Source organism: Mesorhizobium newzealandense, assembly GCF_042682145.1.
GTDB lineage: Bacteria > Pseudomonadota > Alphaproteobacteria > Rhizobiales > Rhizobiaceae > Mesorhizobium > Mesorhizobium newzealandense.
This window is the reverse complement of the sequence record NZ_JBHUGZ010000016.1, coordinates 193055-209402: the sequence shown is the minus strand read 5'-3', so window position 1 is coordinate 209402 and position 16348 is coordinate 193055. Positions and strand designations below refer to the sequence as shown.

General features: G+C 60.8%; 15 protein-coding genes and 5 pseudogenes. 15 read left to right on the top strand and 5 right to left on the bottom strand.

Annotation, left to right across the window (positions count from 1 at the left end; all coding sequences use genetic code 11):
* Window positions 1–475 precede the first annotated feature (475 nt).
* Window positions 476–679, top strand: a pseudogene (locus tag ACFSOZ_RS23965) (transposase); the annotation flags it as partial.
* 459 nt (window positions 680–1138) lie between these two features.
* Here ACFSOZ_RS23965 and ACFSOZ_RS23960 read toward each other — a convergent pair.
* Window positions 1139–1624, bottom strand: a complete 486-nt coding sequence (locus ACFSOZ_RS23960; protein ID WP_379101926.1) for a hypothetical protein — start codon at window positions 1622–1624, stop codon at window positions 1139–1141.
* Window positions 1625–2143: 519 nt separating this feature from the next.
* Window positions 2144–2251 (bottom strand): annotated as a pseudogene (locus ACFSOZ_RS23955) (histidine/lysine/arginine/ornithine ABC transporter ATP-binding protein); the annotation flags it as partial.
* Window positions 2252–2427: 176 nt separating this feature from the next.
* Between ACFSOZ_RS23955 and ACFSOZ_RS23950 the strand changes: the two are divergent.
* Window positions 2428–2907 carry an IS4/Tn5 family transposase DNA-binding protein gene (locus ACFSOZ_RS23950; RefSeq protein WP_379101924.1) on the top strand — a complete coding sequence of 160 codons (480 nt, stop codon included), beginning with the start codon at window positions 2428–2430 and terminating at the stop codon, window positions 2905–2907.
* Here the strand turns inward: ACFSOZ_RS23950 and ACFSOZ_RS23945 are convergent.
* A protein-coding gene (locus ACFSOZ_RS23945; RefSeq protein WP_417568611.1) for an IS630 family transposase occupies window positions 2904–3850 on the bottom strand; the annotation gives its coding sequence in 2 pieces (ribosomal slippage) (window positions 2904–3506 and window positions 3509–3850; 945 coding nt in all). The genes ACFSOZ_RS23950 and ACFSOZ_RS23945 overlap by 4 nt on opposite strands.
* Window positions 3851–4024: 174 nt before the next feature.
* Here ACFSOZ_RS23945 and ACFSOZ_RS23940 point away from each other — a divergent pair.
* From ACFSOZ_RS23940 to ACFSOZ_RS23900, 9 genes and pseudogenes are all read left to right on the top strand, one after another.
* Complete coding sequence (locus tag ACFSOZ_RS23940) at window positions 4025–4225, top strand: hypothetical protein (RefSeq protein ID WP_379101920.1); 201 nt, start codon at window positions 4025–4027, stop codon at window positions 4223–4225.
* 84 nt (window positions 4226–4309) lie between these two features.
* Window positions 4310–4564: pseudogene (locus ACFSOZ_RS23935) on the top strand (IS110 family transposase); the annotation flags it as partial.
* Window positions 4565–4731: 167 nt separating this feature from the next.
* On the top strand, window positions 4732–5613 hold the full coding sequence (locus ACFSOZ_RS23930) for a tyrosine-type recombinase/integrase (RefSeq protein WP_379101918.1): 882 nt from the start codon (window positions 4732–4734) through the stop codon (window positions 5611–5613).
* A 10-nt stretch (window positions 5614–5623) separates the two neighbouring features.
* Window positions 5624–5956, top strand: a pseudogene (locus tag ACFSOZ_RS23925) (IS91 family transposase); the annotation flags it as partial.
* 847 nt (window positions 5957–6803) lie between these two features.
* A complete protein-coding gene (istA, locus tag ACFSOZ_RS23920; protein WP_095085188.1) occupies window positions 6804–8303 on the top strand; it encodes an IS21 family transposase in 1500 nt (499 codons plus the stop codon).
* Window positions 8293–9069 carry an IS21-like element helper ATPase IstB gene (gene istB, locus ACFSOZ_RS23915; protein ID WP_206073656.1) on the top strand — a complete coding sequence of 259 codons (777 nt, stop codon included), beginning with the start codon at window positions 8293–8295 and terminating at the stop codon, window positions 9067–9069. Before istA ends, istB begins: the two co-directional genes overlap by 11 nt.
* Window positions 9066–9287: a hypothetical protein gene (locus tag ACFSOZ_RS23910; protein ID WP_095085189.1), complete on the top strand. Its 222-nt coding sequence runs from the start codon at window positions 9066–9068 to the stop codon at window positions 9285–9287. The genes istB and ACFSOZ_RS23910 overlap by 4 nt, the downstream gene beginning before the upstream one ends.
* A 107-nt stretch (window positions 9288–9394) precedes the next feature.
* A pseudogene (locus tag ACFSOZ_RS23905) lies at window positions 9395–10270 on the top strand (IS91 family transposase); the annotation flags it as partial.
* On the top strand, window positions 10267–10515 hold the full coding sequence (locus ACFSOZ_RS23900; protein ID WP_379101916.1) for a hypothetical protein: 249 nt from the start codon (window positions 10267–10269) through the stop codon (window positions 10513–10515). The pseudogene ACFSOZ_RS23905 and the gene ACFSOZ_RS23900, both read left to right, overlap by 4 nt.
* A 304-nt stretch (window positions 10516–10819) precedes the next feature.
* Here ACFSOZ_RS23900 and ACFSOZ_RS23895 read toward each other — a convergent pair.
* Window positions 10820–11766, bottom strand: a protein-coding gene (locus ACFSOZ_RS23895; RefSeq protein ID WP_417568608.1) for an IS630 family transposase whose coding sequence is annotated in 2 segments (ribosomal slippage) — window positions 10820–11422 and window positions 11425–11766 — 945 coding nt in all. Because the reading frame shifts where the segments join, the coding sequence is not laid out codon by codon here.
* A 141-nt stretch (window positions 11767–11907) separates the two neighbouring features.
* Between ACFSOZ_RS23895 and ACFSOZ_RS23890 the strand changes: the two genes are divergently transcribed.
* The 4 genes from ACFSOZ_RS23890 (at window position 11908) to ACFSOZ_RS23875 (ending at window position 15377) form a co-directional block, all read left to right on the top strand.
* Window positions 11908–13065 carry a site-specific integrase gene (locus ACFSOZ_RS23890; protein ID WP_379101914.1) on the top strand — a complete coding sequence of 386 codons (1158 nt, stop codon included), beginning with the start codon at window positions 11908–11910 and terminating at the stop codon, window positions 13063–13065.
* Window positions 13062–13697 carry a hypothetical protein gene (locus ACFSOZ_RS23885; protein WP_379101912.1) on the top strand — a complete coding sequence of 212 codons (636 nt, stop codon included), beginning with the start codon at window positions 13062–13064 and terminating at the stop codon, window positions 13695–13697. Before ACFSOZ_RS23890 ends, ACFSOZ_RS23885 begins: the two co-directional genes overlap by 4 nt.
* 100 nt (window positions 13698–13797) lie before the next feature.
* Window positions 13798–14427: a tyrosine-type recombinase/integrase gene (locus ACFSOZ_RS23880; RefSeq protein WP_379101910.1), complete on the top strand. Its 630-nt coding sequence runs from the start codon at window positions 13798–13800 to the stop codon at window positions 14425–14427.
* Window positions 14424–15377 carry a tyrosine-type recombinase/integrase gene (locus tag ACFSOZ_RS23875; protein ID WP_379101908.1) on the top strand — a complete coding sequence of 318 codons (954 nt, stop codon included), beginning with the start codon at window positions 14424–14426 and terminating at the stop codon, window positions 15375–15377. The genes ACFSOZ_RS23880 and ACFSOZ_RS23875 overlap by 4 nt, the downstream gene beginning before the upstream one ends.
* On the opposite strand, the gene ACFSOZ_RS23870 is transcribed toward ACFSOZ_RS23875, so the two are convergent.
* On the bottom strand, window positions 15324–16322 hold the full coding sequence (locus ACFSOZ_RS23870; protein WP_379101906.1) for a site-specific integrase: 999 nt from the start codon (window positions 16320–16322) through the stop codon (window positions 15324–15326). The two genes, ACFSOZ_RS23875 and ACFSOZ_RS23870, sit on opposite strands and share 54 nt — an antisense overlap.
* Between the last annotated feature and the right edge of the window lie 26 nt (window positions 16323–16348).

Genomic DNA, 16348 nt, shown 5'->3' with positions numbered 1-16348 from the left:
ACGTGTTGTTGACTCAGCAGCCGGCCAGCCCTCTACGTAACAGTTGCGCCCTTTGAACCGTAGCAAGGGCTATGGATAACAAATTCCGGTGGACGCACTCTCCGCAAAGAGTGATTGGCTTTTATGTACAAGCATTTTTTTAGTGATGAATGAGCCGAATGCTCCCCAAATGGATGGGTCCCACACATTCTTTATTGCGCGCGGCCCAAAGCTTGAATCGTTCCCTATAAAAAGCTTTATTCGTGGTTCCATCACTCACAACTACCTACACATCTGGATATATCCTGCCGCCGTCGCCGGCGCAGGCTCGGCAAAGGGCCGGTCATCCCGCAGATAAGTCCGCCCTGTCGTGCACTTGCCCTTCCCCAGGATACGGAGATACGGATGGTGGTGTCATCGCCATGAAGGCGCTCGGCAGCGCGTAAGCCTCCGAGGACCTTGCGACGAGCTGGCCTGATGGTCGAGAACTGTACGTATGGACAGCCATACGATCAGTGCGCTGAATCGATTAGAAGTGGTGGAGACAGGCCGGCGGCGCCGTTGGTCTAAGGAAGAGAATGCACGGATTGTCTTGGAGAGCCTGTCCGAGCCAAGCCTGGTTGCTGCGACAGCGCGGCGATACGGCTTGTCGCGTTCTCTGCTGGTGACTTGGCGAAGAGCCTTCGCGGCGAACCGAACCAAATCCGAAGCTGGCTTTGTCAGGGCAGTTGTGGCCGACGGTGGGCCCGTGGCATCGGAGGCGGCCTCATGCCCAAAGGCTTCACCTCATTGTCGTTGCAGGTACAAGACGTGCTGCGCCGCGATCCGCTGTTATGTGTCGGTCGTGGATATGTGGCGGCGCTGTCCCGAAGCGGCTAATTCCGCGGTGATCGCGAGCTTTGCCGCCACATAATATCTCATCACGTTCTCCTTTGGGCTCAGGATTTCCCTGGCACGCCCGTGATGGAGTTGGAGCTTTATTTCAAGTATCCGAGTGTGCTCAGACGTCTTCGCAGCGGGGGCAATTGGTGGGGAGATGGACCGCAATCCGGCACATTTCTCCAGGTCGGTTACAAGCAAACCTCGGCCAAGGTTATCTCGACGCGATCGACGTGACGATGCCTTCAGGCGCGCCCTAAAGCGTCCCCGTGCGGTTTGGTTATTCCCGCATTTGGTCCTCGGGCGTTTGTCCGTCATCGGTGGGTGTTGGTTCGTGCTTCAACTTTCTCCTCCTCCTCCCTTCCGCTCCCGGTGGTTCGTCTGGTGTTTCCTCTGCCACTTTGGCATCCAATTGGTATGCCTCTGCGATGAGCTCCTGAAATTCAGTGTCGCTGTCGTTCAATGCTGCCGAAATCAGCTTGTCTAGAATGTCGGCACCTTCGGATGGTGATTTCACTACGCCCTGCCCAAGCCTTCCTATCACAAATCTGTAGCATTCATTATTAATCTTGTTCACTGGCTTCTTGTATTTGAACGGGTTATCTTTTTTTGTGAAAGCCCTCAGTACTGGCCCGACATCATTTAGAAATGCTTCAACCGATCCGTTCGGCCTCAATTTGATCTGCGCAAGCAATTCCAAACCGCTCTGCATTTTGCTGACGTGTCCTCTTGTGTTTGTCGTCTCATTTGTTGCTTCGTTTGCCATTTCGATTCCCTTTAAAAGGCATTAAGACAGCTCGGAAGGTATGGCAGGGACATGATAGTCGTTGATTCCGCGTCCACAGCCCAGCCTTGGTTGCGTTCGGCTTCGCTGGTGCCCGCTTTGGACCCACTGTGGGAACCCACGGTCAGGATCGGGATAGGGGGCAGCCTCGTGGCTGCGCCCCTCCCACACCACCGGACGTACGGGTCCGTATCCGGCGGTTCGATGGATTATGCAGGCTCGGCCGATCGTAGAAGTCTGTTGATGTTCAACCATTGAAACTCTCTGTGAAGCTGAACGCAGAATGTCTTGTTGTCTCGATTATACAGAAAGATCCGAAGGAAATGCCGTGAAACTCACGTTAAAAACAAGAGCCAGGTTTCACCATCGTGCGTCAGAGCGGCTCAGCGCGGATCACGAGTAAAGCCAGGCGCCATTCCAATTAGTCGTCTGGTGAAACGGAGATGGCGACGTCTCCCCCAGATCGAGAGGCGCAACTGCATTAGGGTGACCGAACGTGGGGACGAAGGCCCGACACCTTGGTGACGTCGGATTCTGGAACACTTCTTGCGGCGTTCCCTGCTCTTCGATTTGCCCCTTTTCGAGGAAGAGAACCTTCCTCGATACATCGCTAGGTGTGAGATCTCAGGAGGTTGTTCATGCCGTCTGAGGACCTGAAGGTGGTTGTTGCGACCTTGCAATTACCCACATTTGACGTCGGATTTGAGCGAGGCGCCGCGGCCGAAATCTTGAATCAGTAGGATCTGTTGTGATTCGTTGTTGAGCACCTGATCCGGAAGCGCGGGGTGCTCGATGGGCTTGGTGAAGGAACGTGCGGGGGCGCGTGCTCAGCGATTGACGACCGGTTGAAGTGGGTTGATCGGGAAGTTGCGGGATGCGAGTTTAAGGATGAGCGGCTTGGTCGCCGGTTCTGCAAATTGCTCGCACAAATCGGGAGCGACATGGGTCAAAGCATCCCGCTGGTTTGTCAGGATTGGGCCAACACGAAGGCCGCCTATCGCTTCTTCTCCAACGAGCGGGTCGACGAGGCGGATATTCTTGGCGGTCATTTCGAGGCGACGCGCGGGCGCGTAGCGGCGACGGAGGGACCGATCCTCGTCCTCCATGACACGACGGAATTCAGCTTCAAGCGCGAGAAGCCGGATCTGATCGGCTTTACGGGCAAGACGGCAGGACGCACGCAGTGCGGTATCCTGATGCATTCGAGTCTCGCCGTGACGACCGAGGGGCTTCCGCTAGAGCAGTTTCTGGATAATCACGGTTAGGCATCGTAGCCGGCGTGGGCGAACAGGTTTTCGCATTCTTTGGGGTGGAAACGATCGATGGCGACGGCCACGGCGTCCCATAATTCCGGGATGGACCGGGCTGCTGCCTTTCGCAGTAAAGCCTTCAGCTTGGCGAAAGCCATCTCAATGGGGTTAAAGTCCGGGGAGTAGGGCGGAAGATAGCGAAGGGAAGCCCCCGCAGCCTCGATGATTTCGCGGACACCGACCACTTTATGAGCAGGCAGGTTGTCCATCACGACGACATCGTCGGGTTGAAGCGTCGGCACGAGGACGCGGCGCAAGTAGACCAGGAATGCTTCGCCATCCATGGCGCCGTCCAGGAGCCAGGGTGCGACGATCCCGTCGAGGCGCAGGCCGGCCGTGAAGGTCGTGGATTTCCAGTGCCCATGAGGAACAGCCGCCCGGCAACGCTGTCCACGCGCAGAGCGGCCTCGTAGCCGGGCCATCTTGGTATTGAGGCCACTTTCGTCGATGAAGAACAGGCGGCTCGGATCGAGATCGAGTTGGCCTTCGAACCACTCTTCCCGCGCTGCCAAAACATCCGGTCGCTGCTGTTCGGCCGCGTGCGCTGTCTTTTTTTGTACGTGATGTCACGCTTTGCGAAGAACGCATGGACCGTCGTCAGGCTGGCTTTGACCCCGCGCTCTGCCGCAAGGCGATCAACGATCTCGGCAAGCGTGATGTCCCGCTCATCGGTCTCGACCAAGGCGAGAATGAAAGTCTCGTGCGCGTCCAGCTTCGATACCTTCGGCTTGCCCTGCCGCCCAGGTTCCAGATTGCCGCTCGAACGCCAGGCCCGATACCATGCACCAGACGTCGATATCCCGATGGCAAACCGCCGTGCCGCTTCTCGGGTCGACAGGCCTGCCTCTATCGCCTCGATAACACGCGTCCGCAAATCCAGGCTGTAAGCTCGTGCCATGCCGCTGCTCCTTCCGCAAATCACTTCGATCAGGGAATCAGAACAAGCCGTTCACTGCAAACAAACGACTCCGATTAAGGGAAAACCGCTCTAGGACTGTCGGCAATCAAGTTCTCGACCCGCAAGAAGTTCAAGGGGACGACGGCGCTGAAACGAAAGATCAATCCGACACGGGTGCCGATCGAGCAGAAGGAGAGCATCCGCTGGCTCGAGAATTTACGGCAATCGACCGATCTTCTCGCTGCCCCTGGACGATGCGTTCATATTGGTGATCGCGAGAGCGACATCTATGAGCTGTTTTGCCTGGCCGAGGAGGTTGGAACGCATTTCCTGGTGCGAACCTGTGTTGATCGGCTTGCCGGGGACGGCAATTGACCTGATGTGGTGGACGGCCTCCGCTCCCGGCATCGCAATGTGCCAAAGTGTGGCTGTCGAAAGTCACATGAGGGAGAGCCGTCCATGGAGAAGATTACCACAATTGGGGTGGATATCGCCAAGCACCTGTTCCAAGTCCACGGGATCAATGCTGCTGGCGCAACCGTGACCCGCCGTAAGCTGCGCCGCGACGATGTCGTTGGATTCTTCGAGGCTTTGCCGCCGTGCCTGATCGGTATCGAGGCTTGTGCGACAGGACACCACTGGGCTCGGGTTCTAATGGCACTGGGCCACGAGGTTCGGCTGATGCCGGCGTCTTACGTCAAGCCATATGTGAAGTAGGACTAACCCGCTCCGCCATGGCGGAGCGGCAAGGAGGGTGTACGCCGACGGCGCGGTCTTGATGGCGTCCTCTGTGGTGCCGGTCAGGCGTTCAATAGGAGCTCCAACTGCGCGAGCATGGGGTGGCTGCTTGCAGCCCATTCCATCGGACAAAGGAGCTTGTCATGACCCAACTTCGGCAACGCATGAGCGAGGACATGCAGGTGCGCAACTTCGCGCTCAACACCCAGCTCTCCTATCTGCAACAGGTGTCGCTATTCGCCCGCCACTTCGGCAAGTCGCCGGACGTGCTCGGGCGCGAGGACATTCGGACCTATCAGGTCTATCTGACCAACGAGAAGAAGCTGGCGTCCGGTTCGATCCACACCGCCATCGCTGCGCTGCGCTTTCTCTACAGTGTGACGCTCGAAAGGGACTGGGCGCCTGAAGAGGTCCTCCCGTTCCCCAAGAAGCCGCAGAAGCTGCCGGTCATCCTCAGCCCCGAGGAAGTTCAGCAATTCCTCGGCTGCGTCCTCAACGTCAAACACCACGCCATCCTGACCACCTGCTATGCCGCCGGCTTGCGCATCTCGGAGGCGGTTCAGCTGAAGACCACGGACATCGACAGCCAGAGAATGGTCATCCGCGTCGAGCAGGGCAAAGGCCAGAAGGACCGCTACGTGATGCTGTCGCCCAAGCTGCTGGAGATCCTGCGCAGCTATTGGAAGGTGCGCCGGCCAGAGGCGTGGCTCTTCCCCGGCGATCGTGCCGGCCAGCCGATCACCAGGGATGCGGTGGGACAAGCCTGCGCGAAAGCGCGCGACCTCTCCCGCTTGCCCAAACCGGTCACGCCGCACAGCCTGCGGCACGCCTTTGCCGTCCATCTATTGGAGGCCGGCGCCGACGTGCGCACCATTCAACTGCTGCTCGGTCACCGCAGCCTCGCGACCACCGCCCATTACCTGCGGATTGCCACCAACAAGGTCTGCGCCACGTCGAGCCCGTACGAGCTCTTACCGCGTCCGGCCCCCACCCCGCCGCCGCCGGCCAAGCCTCAGTACTTCTGAGCTCAAGCCGATGGCCCGCTCGGGGCCGGAGGTGGCGGATATATTCCGCCGCTATGGCGAAGCCTATCGCGTGCAGCATGACGCGTCGCTCAGCACCGCGCAGCGTCGCGTCATGACGGCGATCGAACTCTGCCGCACCGCCGCGCTCGGCGGGCATATCGAGCAGTGCGATCAATGCGGCCACCAGCGCATCGCCTTCAACAGCTGCCGCGACAGACATTGTCCCCGCTGCCAATCGCTGGCCCGCGCGCAATGGCTGGAGGACCGTCGCGCCGAGCTTCTCGACACCCAGTACTTCCACGTCGTCTTCACGCTGCCGGGTGACATTGCCGCCATCGCCTATGTCGAAGACGGTCGAAACCCGCTGATAAACGACGACAAGATCTGAAGCGCTGGAAGAGCAAAGGCGGCCGCCCGCGCGCTCTTCAACTAGCGCTGTAGCGGGCGGCCGCCTTTGCGGCGCGGTGCTGATCATGGGAGGTTGAAGGGATAGACGCGGGGCACGTCTCCAGCCGCCCTGAGGCGGCTTTCGACGTACCCCGCCATGCGCGTGCCTTGTGGTAGATCTGCGGGTAATCAGCGCCCAGAAACAATCCGGCGTAACACCGATCTCAACTGGCAAGTCCGGGCTCGGTGTCACGCTCCACTGACGGTGCGCGACTGCATTATCGCATTGTCAGCGCATTCCGTCGACCTTTTCCCCGAACTCCCAGCGGCGCTCCGAAAGGATCGTCGCGGATGCTCACGGGCCGCTTCTTTCTGTGCGGCCGCTGCCGTTCGCAGGTAACGATCTGCCGCAGCTGCGACCGGGGACAGCGCTACTGCGGCCAGGACTGCGCCCGTGCTGCCCGCCGCGAGAGTGTGCGCGAGGCGGGGCGACGTTATCAGCGCAGCCGCCGGGGACGCCTGGCTCATGCGGTCCGGGCCCGACGATATCGGGCTCGGCACAATAAAGTGACGCATCATTCTCCACCTGCATCTCCTGCCGGTTCACTACTGGTCAGTCCCTCGAACGATGTCGTCGCTGCTTTTGCTGACGTCGCCGGGCGGGCGACGACATCGGTCATGCCCACGCCGTGCTGTCGGCGCTGCGACTGTCGACTGTCGCCGTTCGTTCGCACCGGCTTCGTGCGTCGCCGGGGGCCTCGTTATGCCCGTGAAGCTGACTACGCAGACGGAGAGCCCGTATCATGACCATCAGCCCCGAACTGGAAGCGCAGATCCTGCGCCTGTATCACGCCGAGAAGTGGCGCTGCGGCACCATCGCCAGGCAATTGCATGTCCATCACACGACGGTGCATCGCGTTCTGGCCCAGGCGGGATTGCCCCGGCACAAGCCGCTGCAGAGAGCCTCAATCATTGACCCGTATCTTCCATTCATTGAGCAGACGCTGGAAAAGTTCCCCTCGCTGACCGCCAGCCGCCTTTATGCGATGGTGCGCGAGCGCGGCTACCGGGGCTTGCCGACGCACTTTCGGCACCTGGTCGCCCTGCACCGTCCCCGCAAGCCGGCCGAGGCGTTCCTGCGGCTGCGCACATTGCCGGGCGAGCAGGGACAGGTCGACTGGGCCCACTTCGGTCACATCGAGATCGGCAACGCCCGCCGGCCGCTCATGGCGTTCGTGATGGTGCTTTCTTACTCACGCGACATCTACCTGCGCTTCTTCCTCGACGCGCGCATGGAAAACTTCCTGCGCGGTCACGTCGGCGCGTTCAACACATGGTGCGGGCTGCCCAGGGTCCTGCTCTACGACAATCTCAAGAGTGCGGTGCTCGAGCGCCAGGGCGATGCGATCCGCTTCCATCCGACGCTGCTTGCCTTCGCCGGCTTCTATCGGTTCGAGCCACGTCCTGTCGCGGTTGCCCGGGGCAACGAAAAAGGCCGCGTCGAGCGCGCCATACGGCATATAAGGGAAGCATTCTTCATCGCCCGCAAGTTCACCGATCTCGACGATCTGAACGCCCAGGCCGAACAGTGGTGCCGCAACCAGGCAGCCGACCGGCCATGCCCCGAGGACCGGACGATGACGGTCCGCCAGGCGTTTGCGCAAGAGCAGCCACTGCTTCTGCCGCTGCCCGCCAACCCATACCCCGTCGAGGAGCAGGTCGCCGCCAAGGTTGGCAAAACGCCCTATGTGCGCTTCGACCTCAACGATTACTCGGTACCGCATGCTCATGTCCGGCGCACGCTCAGCGTGCGCGCCGATCTCGGCCTGGTCCGCGTCTTCGACGGCGCAAAGATGATCGCCAGTCACCGTCGCAGCTATGATCGCGACCAGCAGATCGAGGACCCTCAGCACCTCAAGGCACTCGTCGCAATCAAGCGCGAGGCGCGCCAGCATCGCGGCCTCAACAGCCTGACCCGCGCCGTGCCGGCCTGCCAGACCCTGATGATCCGGGCCGCCGAGCGTGGCTCCAATATCGGTGCGATCACAAACGCGTTGCTGAAACTGCTTGACCTGTACGGCGCGCAGGAACTGCAGGCCGCCGTCGAGGAAGCTTTGCATGCCGGCGCCTCCCATTCGAGGTCGGTTCGCGACGTACTGGAACGCCGCCGGGTCGCCCGCGGTGCTCCGCCGCCGGTCGAAACGAGCCTGCCCGAACACGTGCGGCGCAAGGATACGACGGTACGGCCGCATCGCCTCGACAGCTACGACCAACTGACCCTTGGAGGCAAAGATGATGAATAATCCCGACATCCTGCTCAACCGGGCCAAGGCGTTGCGCCTCAATGGCCTGATCACCCATTGGGACGAAATCGCTGACGCGGACTGGCTGGCCGCCGTCCTTCAATGGGAAGAAGAGGAGCGCTCCGACCGTTCGATGCGGCGACGCACGCGTGCCGCCAGGCTCGGCCACTTCAAGCAACTGTCCGATTATGACTGGCACTGGCCTCGCCGCATCGACCGCGCCGCCGTCGAGGATCTGATGACCCTGTCCTTCATGAACGATGCCGCCAACATCGTCTTTATCGGCCCCAACGGCGTCGGGAAATCGACACTTGCTCGCAATGTCGCTCACCAGGCGCTCATCTGCGGTCACACCGTCGTCTTCCGAACCGCCAGCGAGATGCTCGGCGAACTCGCCGCCCTCGACAGCGACGCAGCCTTGCGCCGACGCCTTCACCACTACGCCGCCGCCGACGTTCTTGCGATCGACGAGGTCGGGTATCTGTCCTACTCGAACCGTCATGCGGACCTGCTGTTCGAACTCATCAGCCGGCGCTACGAAAAACGCTCAACCATCATCACCACCAACAGACCCTTCGCTGATTGGTCGGAGGTCTTTCCCAATGCCGCCTGCGTCGTCAGCCTCGTCGACCGCCTCATGCACCGATCCGAGGTGATCTCCATCGAAGGCGATTCCTACCGCTTCAAGGAAGCGGCCGAGCGATCAAAGGCACAGCGCGAAAAACGCACCAGCCGCTCCTCCGGCGAAAAGGTGCCCGCAGCATGAAACCAGATCCTCAACCGTCCGGCCTCAGTCGTGGTATCCACTTCCTCATCAATCCCGAATGGACACCCGAACAGGCGCTCGCTGTCTTCGAGCTCCTCAACGATCTCGCCGATAGCATCTGGTCTCACTACGGCGTCCAACTCCAGGAACTTATCCAGGAGCAGCAACGAACACCGACCGATCACAGCGATATCGAAAAAGCCCCGTCCTCGCTCTAAAGCACACATCCTCCACACTCGGCGGCCTGCAAAGGCCGCCTTTTTGTTCCGTCCACAAGCACCAAACGCTTGTCGTCGTTTAGACGCGCTTTTGAAAAGCCATCAACATCGCCTATCAGAACAAGGCGCTCGTCTACGGTCTGCTCTTCCGCGCCACCGCCGAGACCCTGCGCACCATTGCCGCCGATCCCAAACACCTGGGCGCCGAGATCGGCTTCTTCGCCGTGCTTCACACCTGGGGCCAGAACTTGCTGCACCATCCCCACCTGCACTGCGTCGTCCCAGGCGGTGGCCTTTCTGCCGACGGCACGCGATGGATTGCCTGCAAACCCGGCTTCTTCCTGCCGGTCCGGGTGCTCTCACGCCTGTTCCGACGCTTGTTTCTGGAGCACCTGGAGAAAGCCTTCGCGGCCGGCCAGTTGAAGTTCTTCTCTAGCTTGCAGGCCTTGAGCGAGCGCGACGCCTTCCGGCGCTATCTGGCGCCCGTTCGAAAGGCCGAGTGGGTGATCTTCGCCAAGCCGCCCTTCGCCGGGCCCGAACAGGTCCTCGACTACGTCGGCCGCTACACGCACCGCGTCGCCATTTCCAACAATCGCCTCGTCGCCATCGAGGATCGCACCGTTCGTTTCCGCTGGAAGGACTACCGGCACGGCAATCGGCAAAAGGTCATGACCGTCTCGGCCGACGAGTTCATGCGCCGCTTCCTGCTGCATGTCCTGCCCGACGGCTTCCATCGCATCCGCTATTACGGCTTCCTCGGCAATCGCCATCGCGCGCAAAAGCTCGCCCACTGCCGCGACCTGCTCGGCATGCCGGCTCCAGAGGCGTCGAACAGCTGCTCGGCGAAGGACTACCGCGACCGCTACGAGGACCTTACCGGGCATTCCCTCCGGCAATGCCCGGCCTGTCATCAGTGGCGGATGATCGTCATCGAAACGTTCGACGGCGTCACCGGACCCCCGCCATACCGGGATACATCATGAAAGAAGCGCTCAGCTTTCGTCGTCACCGTATCGCCCGCGCCGTTCGGCCGCAAAACCGAGCCGGTCCCGCGAAGGTGCGCGCCATCACCCCCGGGCAGCCTCTCCCGGCAGGGCGCGGCGCCGGTCCTCACCTTGCCGCAACCGATATCGGTGCCGCTTTCGGCGCAGGCGACCCCTGCAATCGCCGCGTCCAAGACCGCATCCGCGCCCACGCCATGCCGGTTCATGGGCACGGCCTCAATTGAACGCCCATAGCGGCCACCCGTGCCGGCGGCTTAGTCCAACACGTTTTTAGCTCACCATCGCGATCCACCACAGCGGGCTCTCGTCAGCCACCTTTCTGCGCGACGCCAAGCTAAAAACGCTCTGCATAATCACGAGGTCCCCGTAATGCGGAGGAGCGCGGCCTGATTGGCGGATTTTCGCCGATTTCTGATCGGCTTGCTTTGCATTATTCTGTGCCGAACCTCTGCGGGTCAATCGACCAACAGAGGACCCGACAATGCCGGATAGCCGTCACGAACTAGAGCAGTTTCTGGATAATCACGGTTAGGCATCGTAGCCGGCGTGGGCGAACAGGTTTTCGCATTCTTTGGGGTGGAAACGATCGATGGCGACGGCCACGGCGTCCCATAATTCCGGGATGGACCGGGCTGCTGCCTTTCGCAGTAAAGCCTTCAGCTTGGCGAAGGCCATCTCAATGGGGTTAAAGTCCGGGGAGTAGGGCGGAAGATAGCGAAGGGAAGCCCCCGCAGCCTCGATGATTTCGCGGACACCGACCACTTTATGAGCAGGCAGGTTGTCCATCACGACGACATCGTCGGGTTGAAGCGTCGGCACGAGGACGCGGCGCAAGTAGACCAGGAATGCTTCGCCATCCATGGCGCCGTCCAGGAGCCAGGGCGCGACGATCCCGTCGAGGCGCAGGCCGGCCGTGAAGGTCGTGGATTTCCAGTGCCCATGAGGAACAGCCGCCCGGCAACGCTGTCCACGCGCAGAGCGGCCTCGTAGCCGGGCCATCTTGGTATTGAGGCCACTTTCGTCGATGAAGATCAGGCGGCTCGGATCGAGATCGAGTTGGCCTTCGAACCACTCTTCCCGCGCTGCCAAAACATCCGGTCGCTGCTGTTCGGCCGCGTGCGCTGTCTTTTTTTGTACGTGATGCCACGCTTTGCGAAGAACGCATGGACCGTCGTCAGGCTGGCTTTGACCCCGCGCTCTGCCGCAAGGCGATCGACGATCTCGGCAAGCGTGATGTCCCGCTCATCGGTCTCGACCAAGGCGAGAATGAAAGTCTCGTGCGCGTCCAGCTTCGATACCTTCGGCTTGCCCTGCCGCCCAGGTTCCAGATTGCCGCTCGAACGCCAGGCCCGATACCATGCACCAGACGTCGATATCCCGATCGCAAACCGCCGTGCCGCTTCTCGGGTCGACAGGCCTGCCTCTATCGCCTCGATAACACGCGTCCGCAAATCCAGGCTGTAAGCTCGTGCCATGCCGCTGCTCCTTCCGCAAATCACTTCGATCAGGGAATCAGAACAAGCCGTTCACTGCAAACAAACGACTCCGATTAAGGGAAAACCGCTCTAATCGACGCACTCAATTCCTCGCTTATCAGTAAGCAATACAGCCCGGTCGTGGCGAGGAACTACTGCACCTACGCATCTGGATTTCTCGATTATCTGGGACAGCGGGGCATTTCGATCACTGACGTGATCGACCTGCAGGTGGAGCAATACCTGCGGCACGCGATCGTACTGTTCGAAAAACAGCGTGGTCGACGTCCCAGCGCGCGCTGGCACGAGGTCCCGCGTTCCGGAATTCACGCGCTGCTGCGGCTTGTTCACGGCCAATGGCCGCCAGCTATCAAGCCTACCTGTGTGGCCGATGAGGTCCGATTTTCGATCTGCGACGAATACGAACTCTGGCTGCGTGAGGAACGCGGGTTGGCTTGCTCCAGCGTCGCAGCATTAATGTGGGAAGCCCGGAACTTCCTTGCCTGGCAGATCGATCACGGCATCGACGGATCGACGGGCCTCAGCATCAGTGACGTTGACGGTTACATGGATTTGCGCGCGCCGAAACTGACGCGCTGCTCGCTGAAGGCTGTAGCCGAGCGGCTTCGCTCGCTGCTGCGTTATCTCCACACCACAGGTCGCGTCACGACGGACCTGTCAGGGCACATCATAGCGCCGATGCTTTACGCATATGAAGGAGTACCTTCGGTCCTGGACCGCAGCCAGATCGTGACCGTGCTGGAGAGCGCGAAGAAGGACAAGACATCAGCAGGGTTGCGAGACCATGCGATTTTGCAACTCCTTGCAACATATGGGCTACGGTCTGGAGAGATCCGCCATCTACGGATCGAGGACATCGACTGGCGGACGGAAGCCATCCATGTTCGTCACCACAAGACGCGAGCCAGCACATCCTTGCCCCTGATGGAGCCGGTCGGCGAAGCGGTGCTCTCCTATCTGCGTTCCGGACGACCCCTGACGGACGCCAGAGAGATCTTCATCCGCACGCGCGCGCCCTATCGCAAGCTCGACAAGCTTTACAGCGTTGTTCGCCGGCGGCTCCGTGACGCTGGCGTCCAACCGCCTGGTAAGTGTGGACCCCATATCTTCCGTCATGCGCGCGCGGTTGAGATGCTGCGGGTCGCGGTGCCTCAAAAGATCATCGGCGACGTGCTGGGGCACCGCTCGACAGGATCGACGGCTCCCTATCTCAAGCTCGCCACCGAGGACCTCAGGGCCATTGCGCTTGATGTGCCGGGAATGGAGGTGGCGGCATGACCGCCCGCTGGCCCGATCCCGACCGCGCGACCATTGACCGATATGTCGCGAGCCTTGGTCTGCGCAGCATGAAAAGCCTAACCAGTTATCGACAGGTCTTGCATGGCTTCCAGGATGTCACCGAACGTCACCAGGCGCTCAATCAGGAGGTGCTGCTGGCCTGGCTACGAGAATCAGCCATTCGCCGGGCGACATCCACGCTCTTGCACCGCACCCGCATCATTGACCGGTTCCTCGAGCGCCTGGTGGAAATCGGCGCGATCGAACACAATCCCGTCGTCGCTCTGCGCGATGAGTGCAATATCAAGCAGTGCATGCCGATCTGGAGGGCATTGGCGTCGCGGGATCCGGAACGGGCTCTTGCCGAACTGCGCCAGCCCAGGCCGTTCTGCAGCGTGCTGGGCGAAAATGGCCGAGCATGTCGCGATGATGCGGCGCAGAGGATACAAATACACTTCGCAACCCCTGTTGCTCTTGCGGTTCGACCGGTTCCTGCAGTTGCATCCGGGACCGGAAACCGAACCTCTGAGCGCCATGATCGATCGATGGGCGGCAACGAATGTCACGCGGGACCACGCGGAGGAAAGCGAAAAGCTCAAGCGCGTCTTTGCGAGAATCCTTCGTCACCGTGACCCGTCGATGCCTGTGCGGCGACCGGATCCGAGACCGAGGAAGGAGGCCGCCAAGCAATGGCGAAAGCCCCATATCTACTCGCCTGCCGACGTGCGACGGATGCTCGACGTCGCACGTACCTATCCGTCTCCACGGGTGCCGCTTCGGCCGCTGAGCATGTACACGATGCTGCTGCTGGCTTATTGCGCAGGCTTACGGCGCGGCGAGCTTGCCCGTCTCGATCTTGGTGACGTTGACCTGCGGGCCGGTACGATAACCATCCGGCAGACCAAGTTCTTCAAGACCCGGATCCTGCCGCTACCCGACAGCGTTATAGCCGAGCTCCGGGCCTACATCGATGCGCGACGGCGTGCCGGTGGATCACAGGACGCGCGCTCCGGCCTGTTCTGGCACGAGCGAGGCGATGGCCATTACACGCCGGAAATGATCACCTGGTTGCTTGCTGACGTCATACGCCGCGCTGGGTTGAAGCCATTGCGAGGAAAAACGGGTCCCCGCGTTCATGACCTGCGCCACTCGATGGTCGTGAACAGGATCCTCGAATGGTACCGGACGGGCATCAATCCACAGGACCGCCTGCCGTTCCTCGCGACCTACCTCGGCCATCGGGATATCAACTCCACCCTGGTCTACATCACCGTGACGCAAGACCTGCTGCATTACGCAAATGAGCGGTTCCGGGCAATTGGCGCATCATGTCTCAACCTGGGGCAGGAGGTGGGGTCATGAGCAGGGCTGATCGGTTCCCAGACCTGATGCGCGCGTTCTTCTACGAATGGCTGGTCGAGCAGCGCAACGCGTCCATCCATACGGTTCGATCATACCGCGACACCTGGCGGTTGTTGCTCCGATTCGTCGCCCAGCGCACTGGGAAGAAAGTGGCTATGATCATGCTGACCGATCTGGCCGCCCGCGAGGTCGCCGCGTTCCTCAGTCACGCCGAACATGAACGCGGCGGTACGATCGGCACGCGCAATTGCCGGCTTGCCGCGATCCGCAGCTTCTTCCACTTCGTGGCCACCAAGGATCCTGCATCGATCGCGCAATGCGTGGAAATCCTCAACATACCGATCAAGCGCGCTCCGGTGTCGGAACCGAGCTATTTGGATCCGGCGGAAGTGACGGCGATCCTCGGTCAGCCAGACCGTTCGACCGTTGAGGGCATGCGAGATCATGCGCTGCTCTCACTCCTCTACAACAGCGGCGCACGAATACAGGAAGCGCTCGACCTGTGCCCCGAAGCAATCCGGTTCGAAAGCCCGAACTGCGTGCGTCTGATCGGCAAGGGCCGGAAGGAACGTATCTGCCCGCTCTGGCCGGAAACCGTGATGTTGCTGAAGAAACTGCTTGAGCGGCAACCACGGGCGCCCGACCAGCGGCTGTTCGTCAACCGCTATGGTGAGCCCCTAAGCGCCTCGGGGGTCCGGTTCAAGCTCGCCGCCTACGTGAAGGCGGCGGCCAAAACCATGCCGACGCTGCGCGCCAAGCACGTAACGCCACACGCCTTCCGGCACTATCTACCCTGCCCGACTATGTCGGGTAGCTTTGACCGTAACGGTAAGTATCGGAGGAATAGAGATATTTCCTGCAGAAACGCCCGGCACACCCGACATAGTCGGCTCGATCTACAGGCTGTTCAAGAACTCCAGCAGATTGTCGTCGGGCCGGAATCGGGATGACTTGCCGGAATATGGGGATGTCTTTGCCAACGCCGCCTCCTTCATCGCCAACGTCGCCTCGAGATAGATCTGCGTGGTCTCGACCGATTCGTGGCCGAGCCACAGAGCGATGACGGCGCGATCGACGCCCGCCTGCAGGAGGTCCATGGCCATCGTGTGCCTCAAACGATGAACAGTGACGCGCTTTCCATCCAGCGACGGGCAAATGCCAGAAGCGGTCTGGCGGTGTTTGTTCAGCATATACTGAACGCCATGAACGCTCAGCCGCTTACCTCTGGCGCTGGGAAACAAGATACTCTCTTCTCCGCGCTGAGGCTCTTTCAGCCAGCTTCTCAAGACTGCGGTCGTAGACTTGGCGAACGGGGTGCAGCGTTCCTTGCGCCCTTTGCCAACGACGCGCAGGTGGGCGCCCGTGCCGAAGAACAGATCGTCGCGCTTGAGGCCAGTGATCTCTGATAGCCGCAATCCGGTCTGCACGGCGACCAGCAGGAACGCGTGATCGCGTCGCCCGGACCAGGTCGATTGATCCGGTGCGGCCAGCAAGGCATCGACCTCTGGGCGGGTCAGGAAATTGACCAGCGTTCGAGTGAAGCGCTTGCTTGGGATCGCGAGCACGCGTTGGATTTGGGCGGAATGCTCGGGTGCCTCGAAGGCCGCGTAGCGAAAGAAAGAATGAATCGCCGTGAGGCGCAAGTTGCGGCTGCGGACGCTGATACCCTGCTGGTTCTCCAGGTCATCAAGGAAGGCAACGATCAACGGCGCGTCGACTTCCTCGAAGTTCAAGCGAGACGGCGGCTTATGCAATGTTCGTGCAGTGAACTTCAGCAACTGCCGAAATGTGTCGCGATAGGAACTGATCGTATGGGGGCTTGCCTGCCGCTGTTGCATCAGGCGTTGGATGAAAAACCGCTCCAAGAGTGGCGCCAGGCTGGCATGTTTGGTCATGTCCGATCCTCCCAGCTGCTCTCAAG

Excerpts from the sequence above, each read along its gene's own strand:
- ACFSOZ_RS23960 (WP_379101926.1), bottom strand. The coding sequence starts at position 1,624 with ATGGCAAACGAAGCAACAAATGAGACGACAAACACAAGAGGACACGTC.
- ACFSOZ_RS23930 (WP_379101918.1), top strand. The coding sequence starts at position 4,732 with ATGACCCAACTTCGGCAACGCATGAGCGAGGACATGCAGGTGCGCAAC.
- istA (WP_095085188.1), top strand. The coding sequence starts at position 6,804 with ATGACCATCAGCCCCGAACTGGAAGCGCAGATCCTGCGCCTGTATCAC.
- istB (WP_206073656.1), top strand. The coding sequence starts at position 8,293 with ATGATGAATAATCCCGACATCCTGCTCAACCGGGCCAAGGCGTTGCGC.
- ACFSOZ_RS23910 (WP_095085189.1), top strand. The coding sequence starts at position 9,066 with ATGAAACCAGATCCTCAACCGTCCGGCCTCAGTCGTGGTATCCACTTC.
- ACFSOZ_RS23900 (WP_379101916.1), top strand. The coding sequence starts at position 10,267 with ATGAAAGAAGCGCTCAGCTTTCGTCGTCACCGTATCGCCCGCGCCGTT.
- ACFSOZ_RS23885 (WP_379101912.1), top strand. The coding sequence starts at position 13,062 with ATGACCGCCCGCTGGCCCGATCCCGACCGCGCGACCATTGACCGATAT.
- ACFSOZ_RS23880 (WP_379101910.1), top strand. The coding sequence starts at position 13,798 with ATGCTCGACGTCGCACGTACCTATCCGTCTCCACGGGTGCCGCTTCGG.
- ACFSOZ_RS23875 (WP_379101908.1), top strand. The coding sequence starts at position 14,424 with ATGAGCAGGGCTGATCGGTTCCCAGACCTGATGCGCGCGTTCTTCTAC.
- ACFSOZ_RS23870 (WP_379101906.1), bottom strand. The coding sequence starts at position 16,322 with ATGACCAAACATGCCAGCCTGGCGCCACTCTTGGAGCGGTTTTTCATC.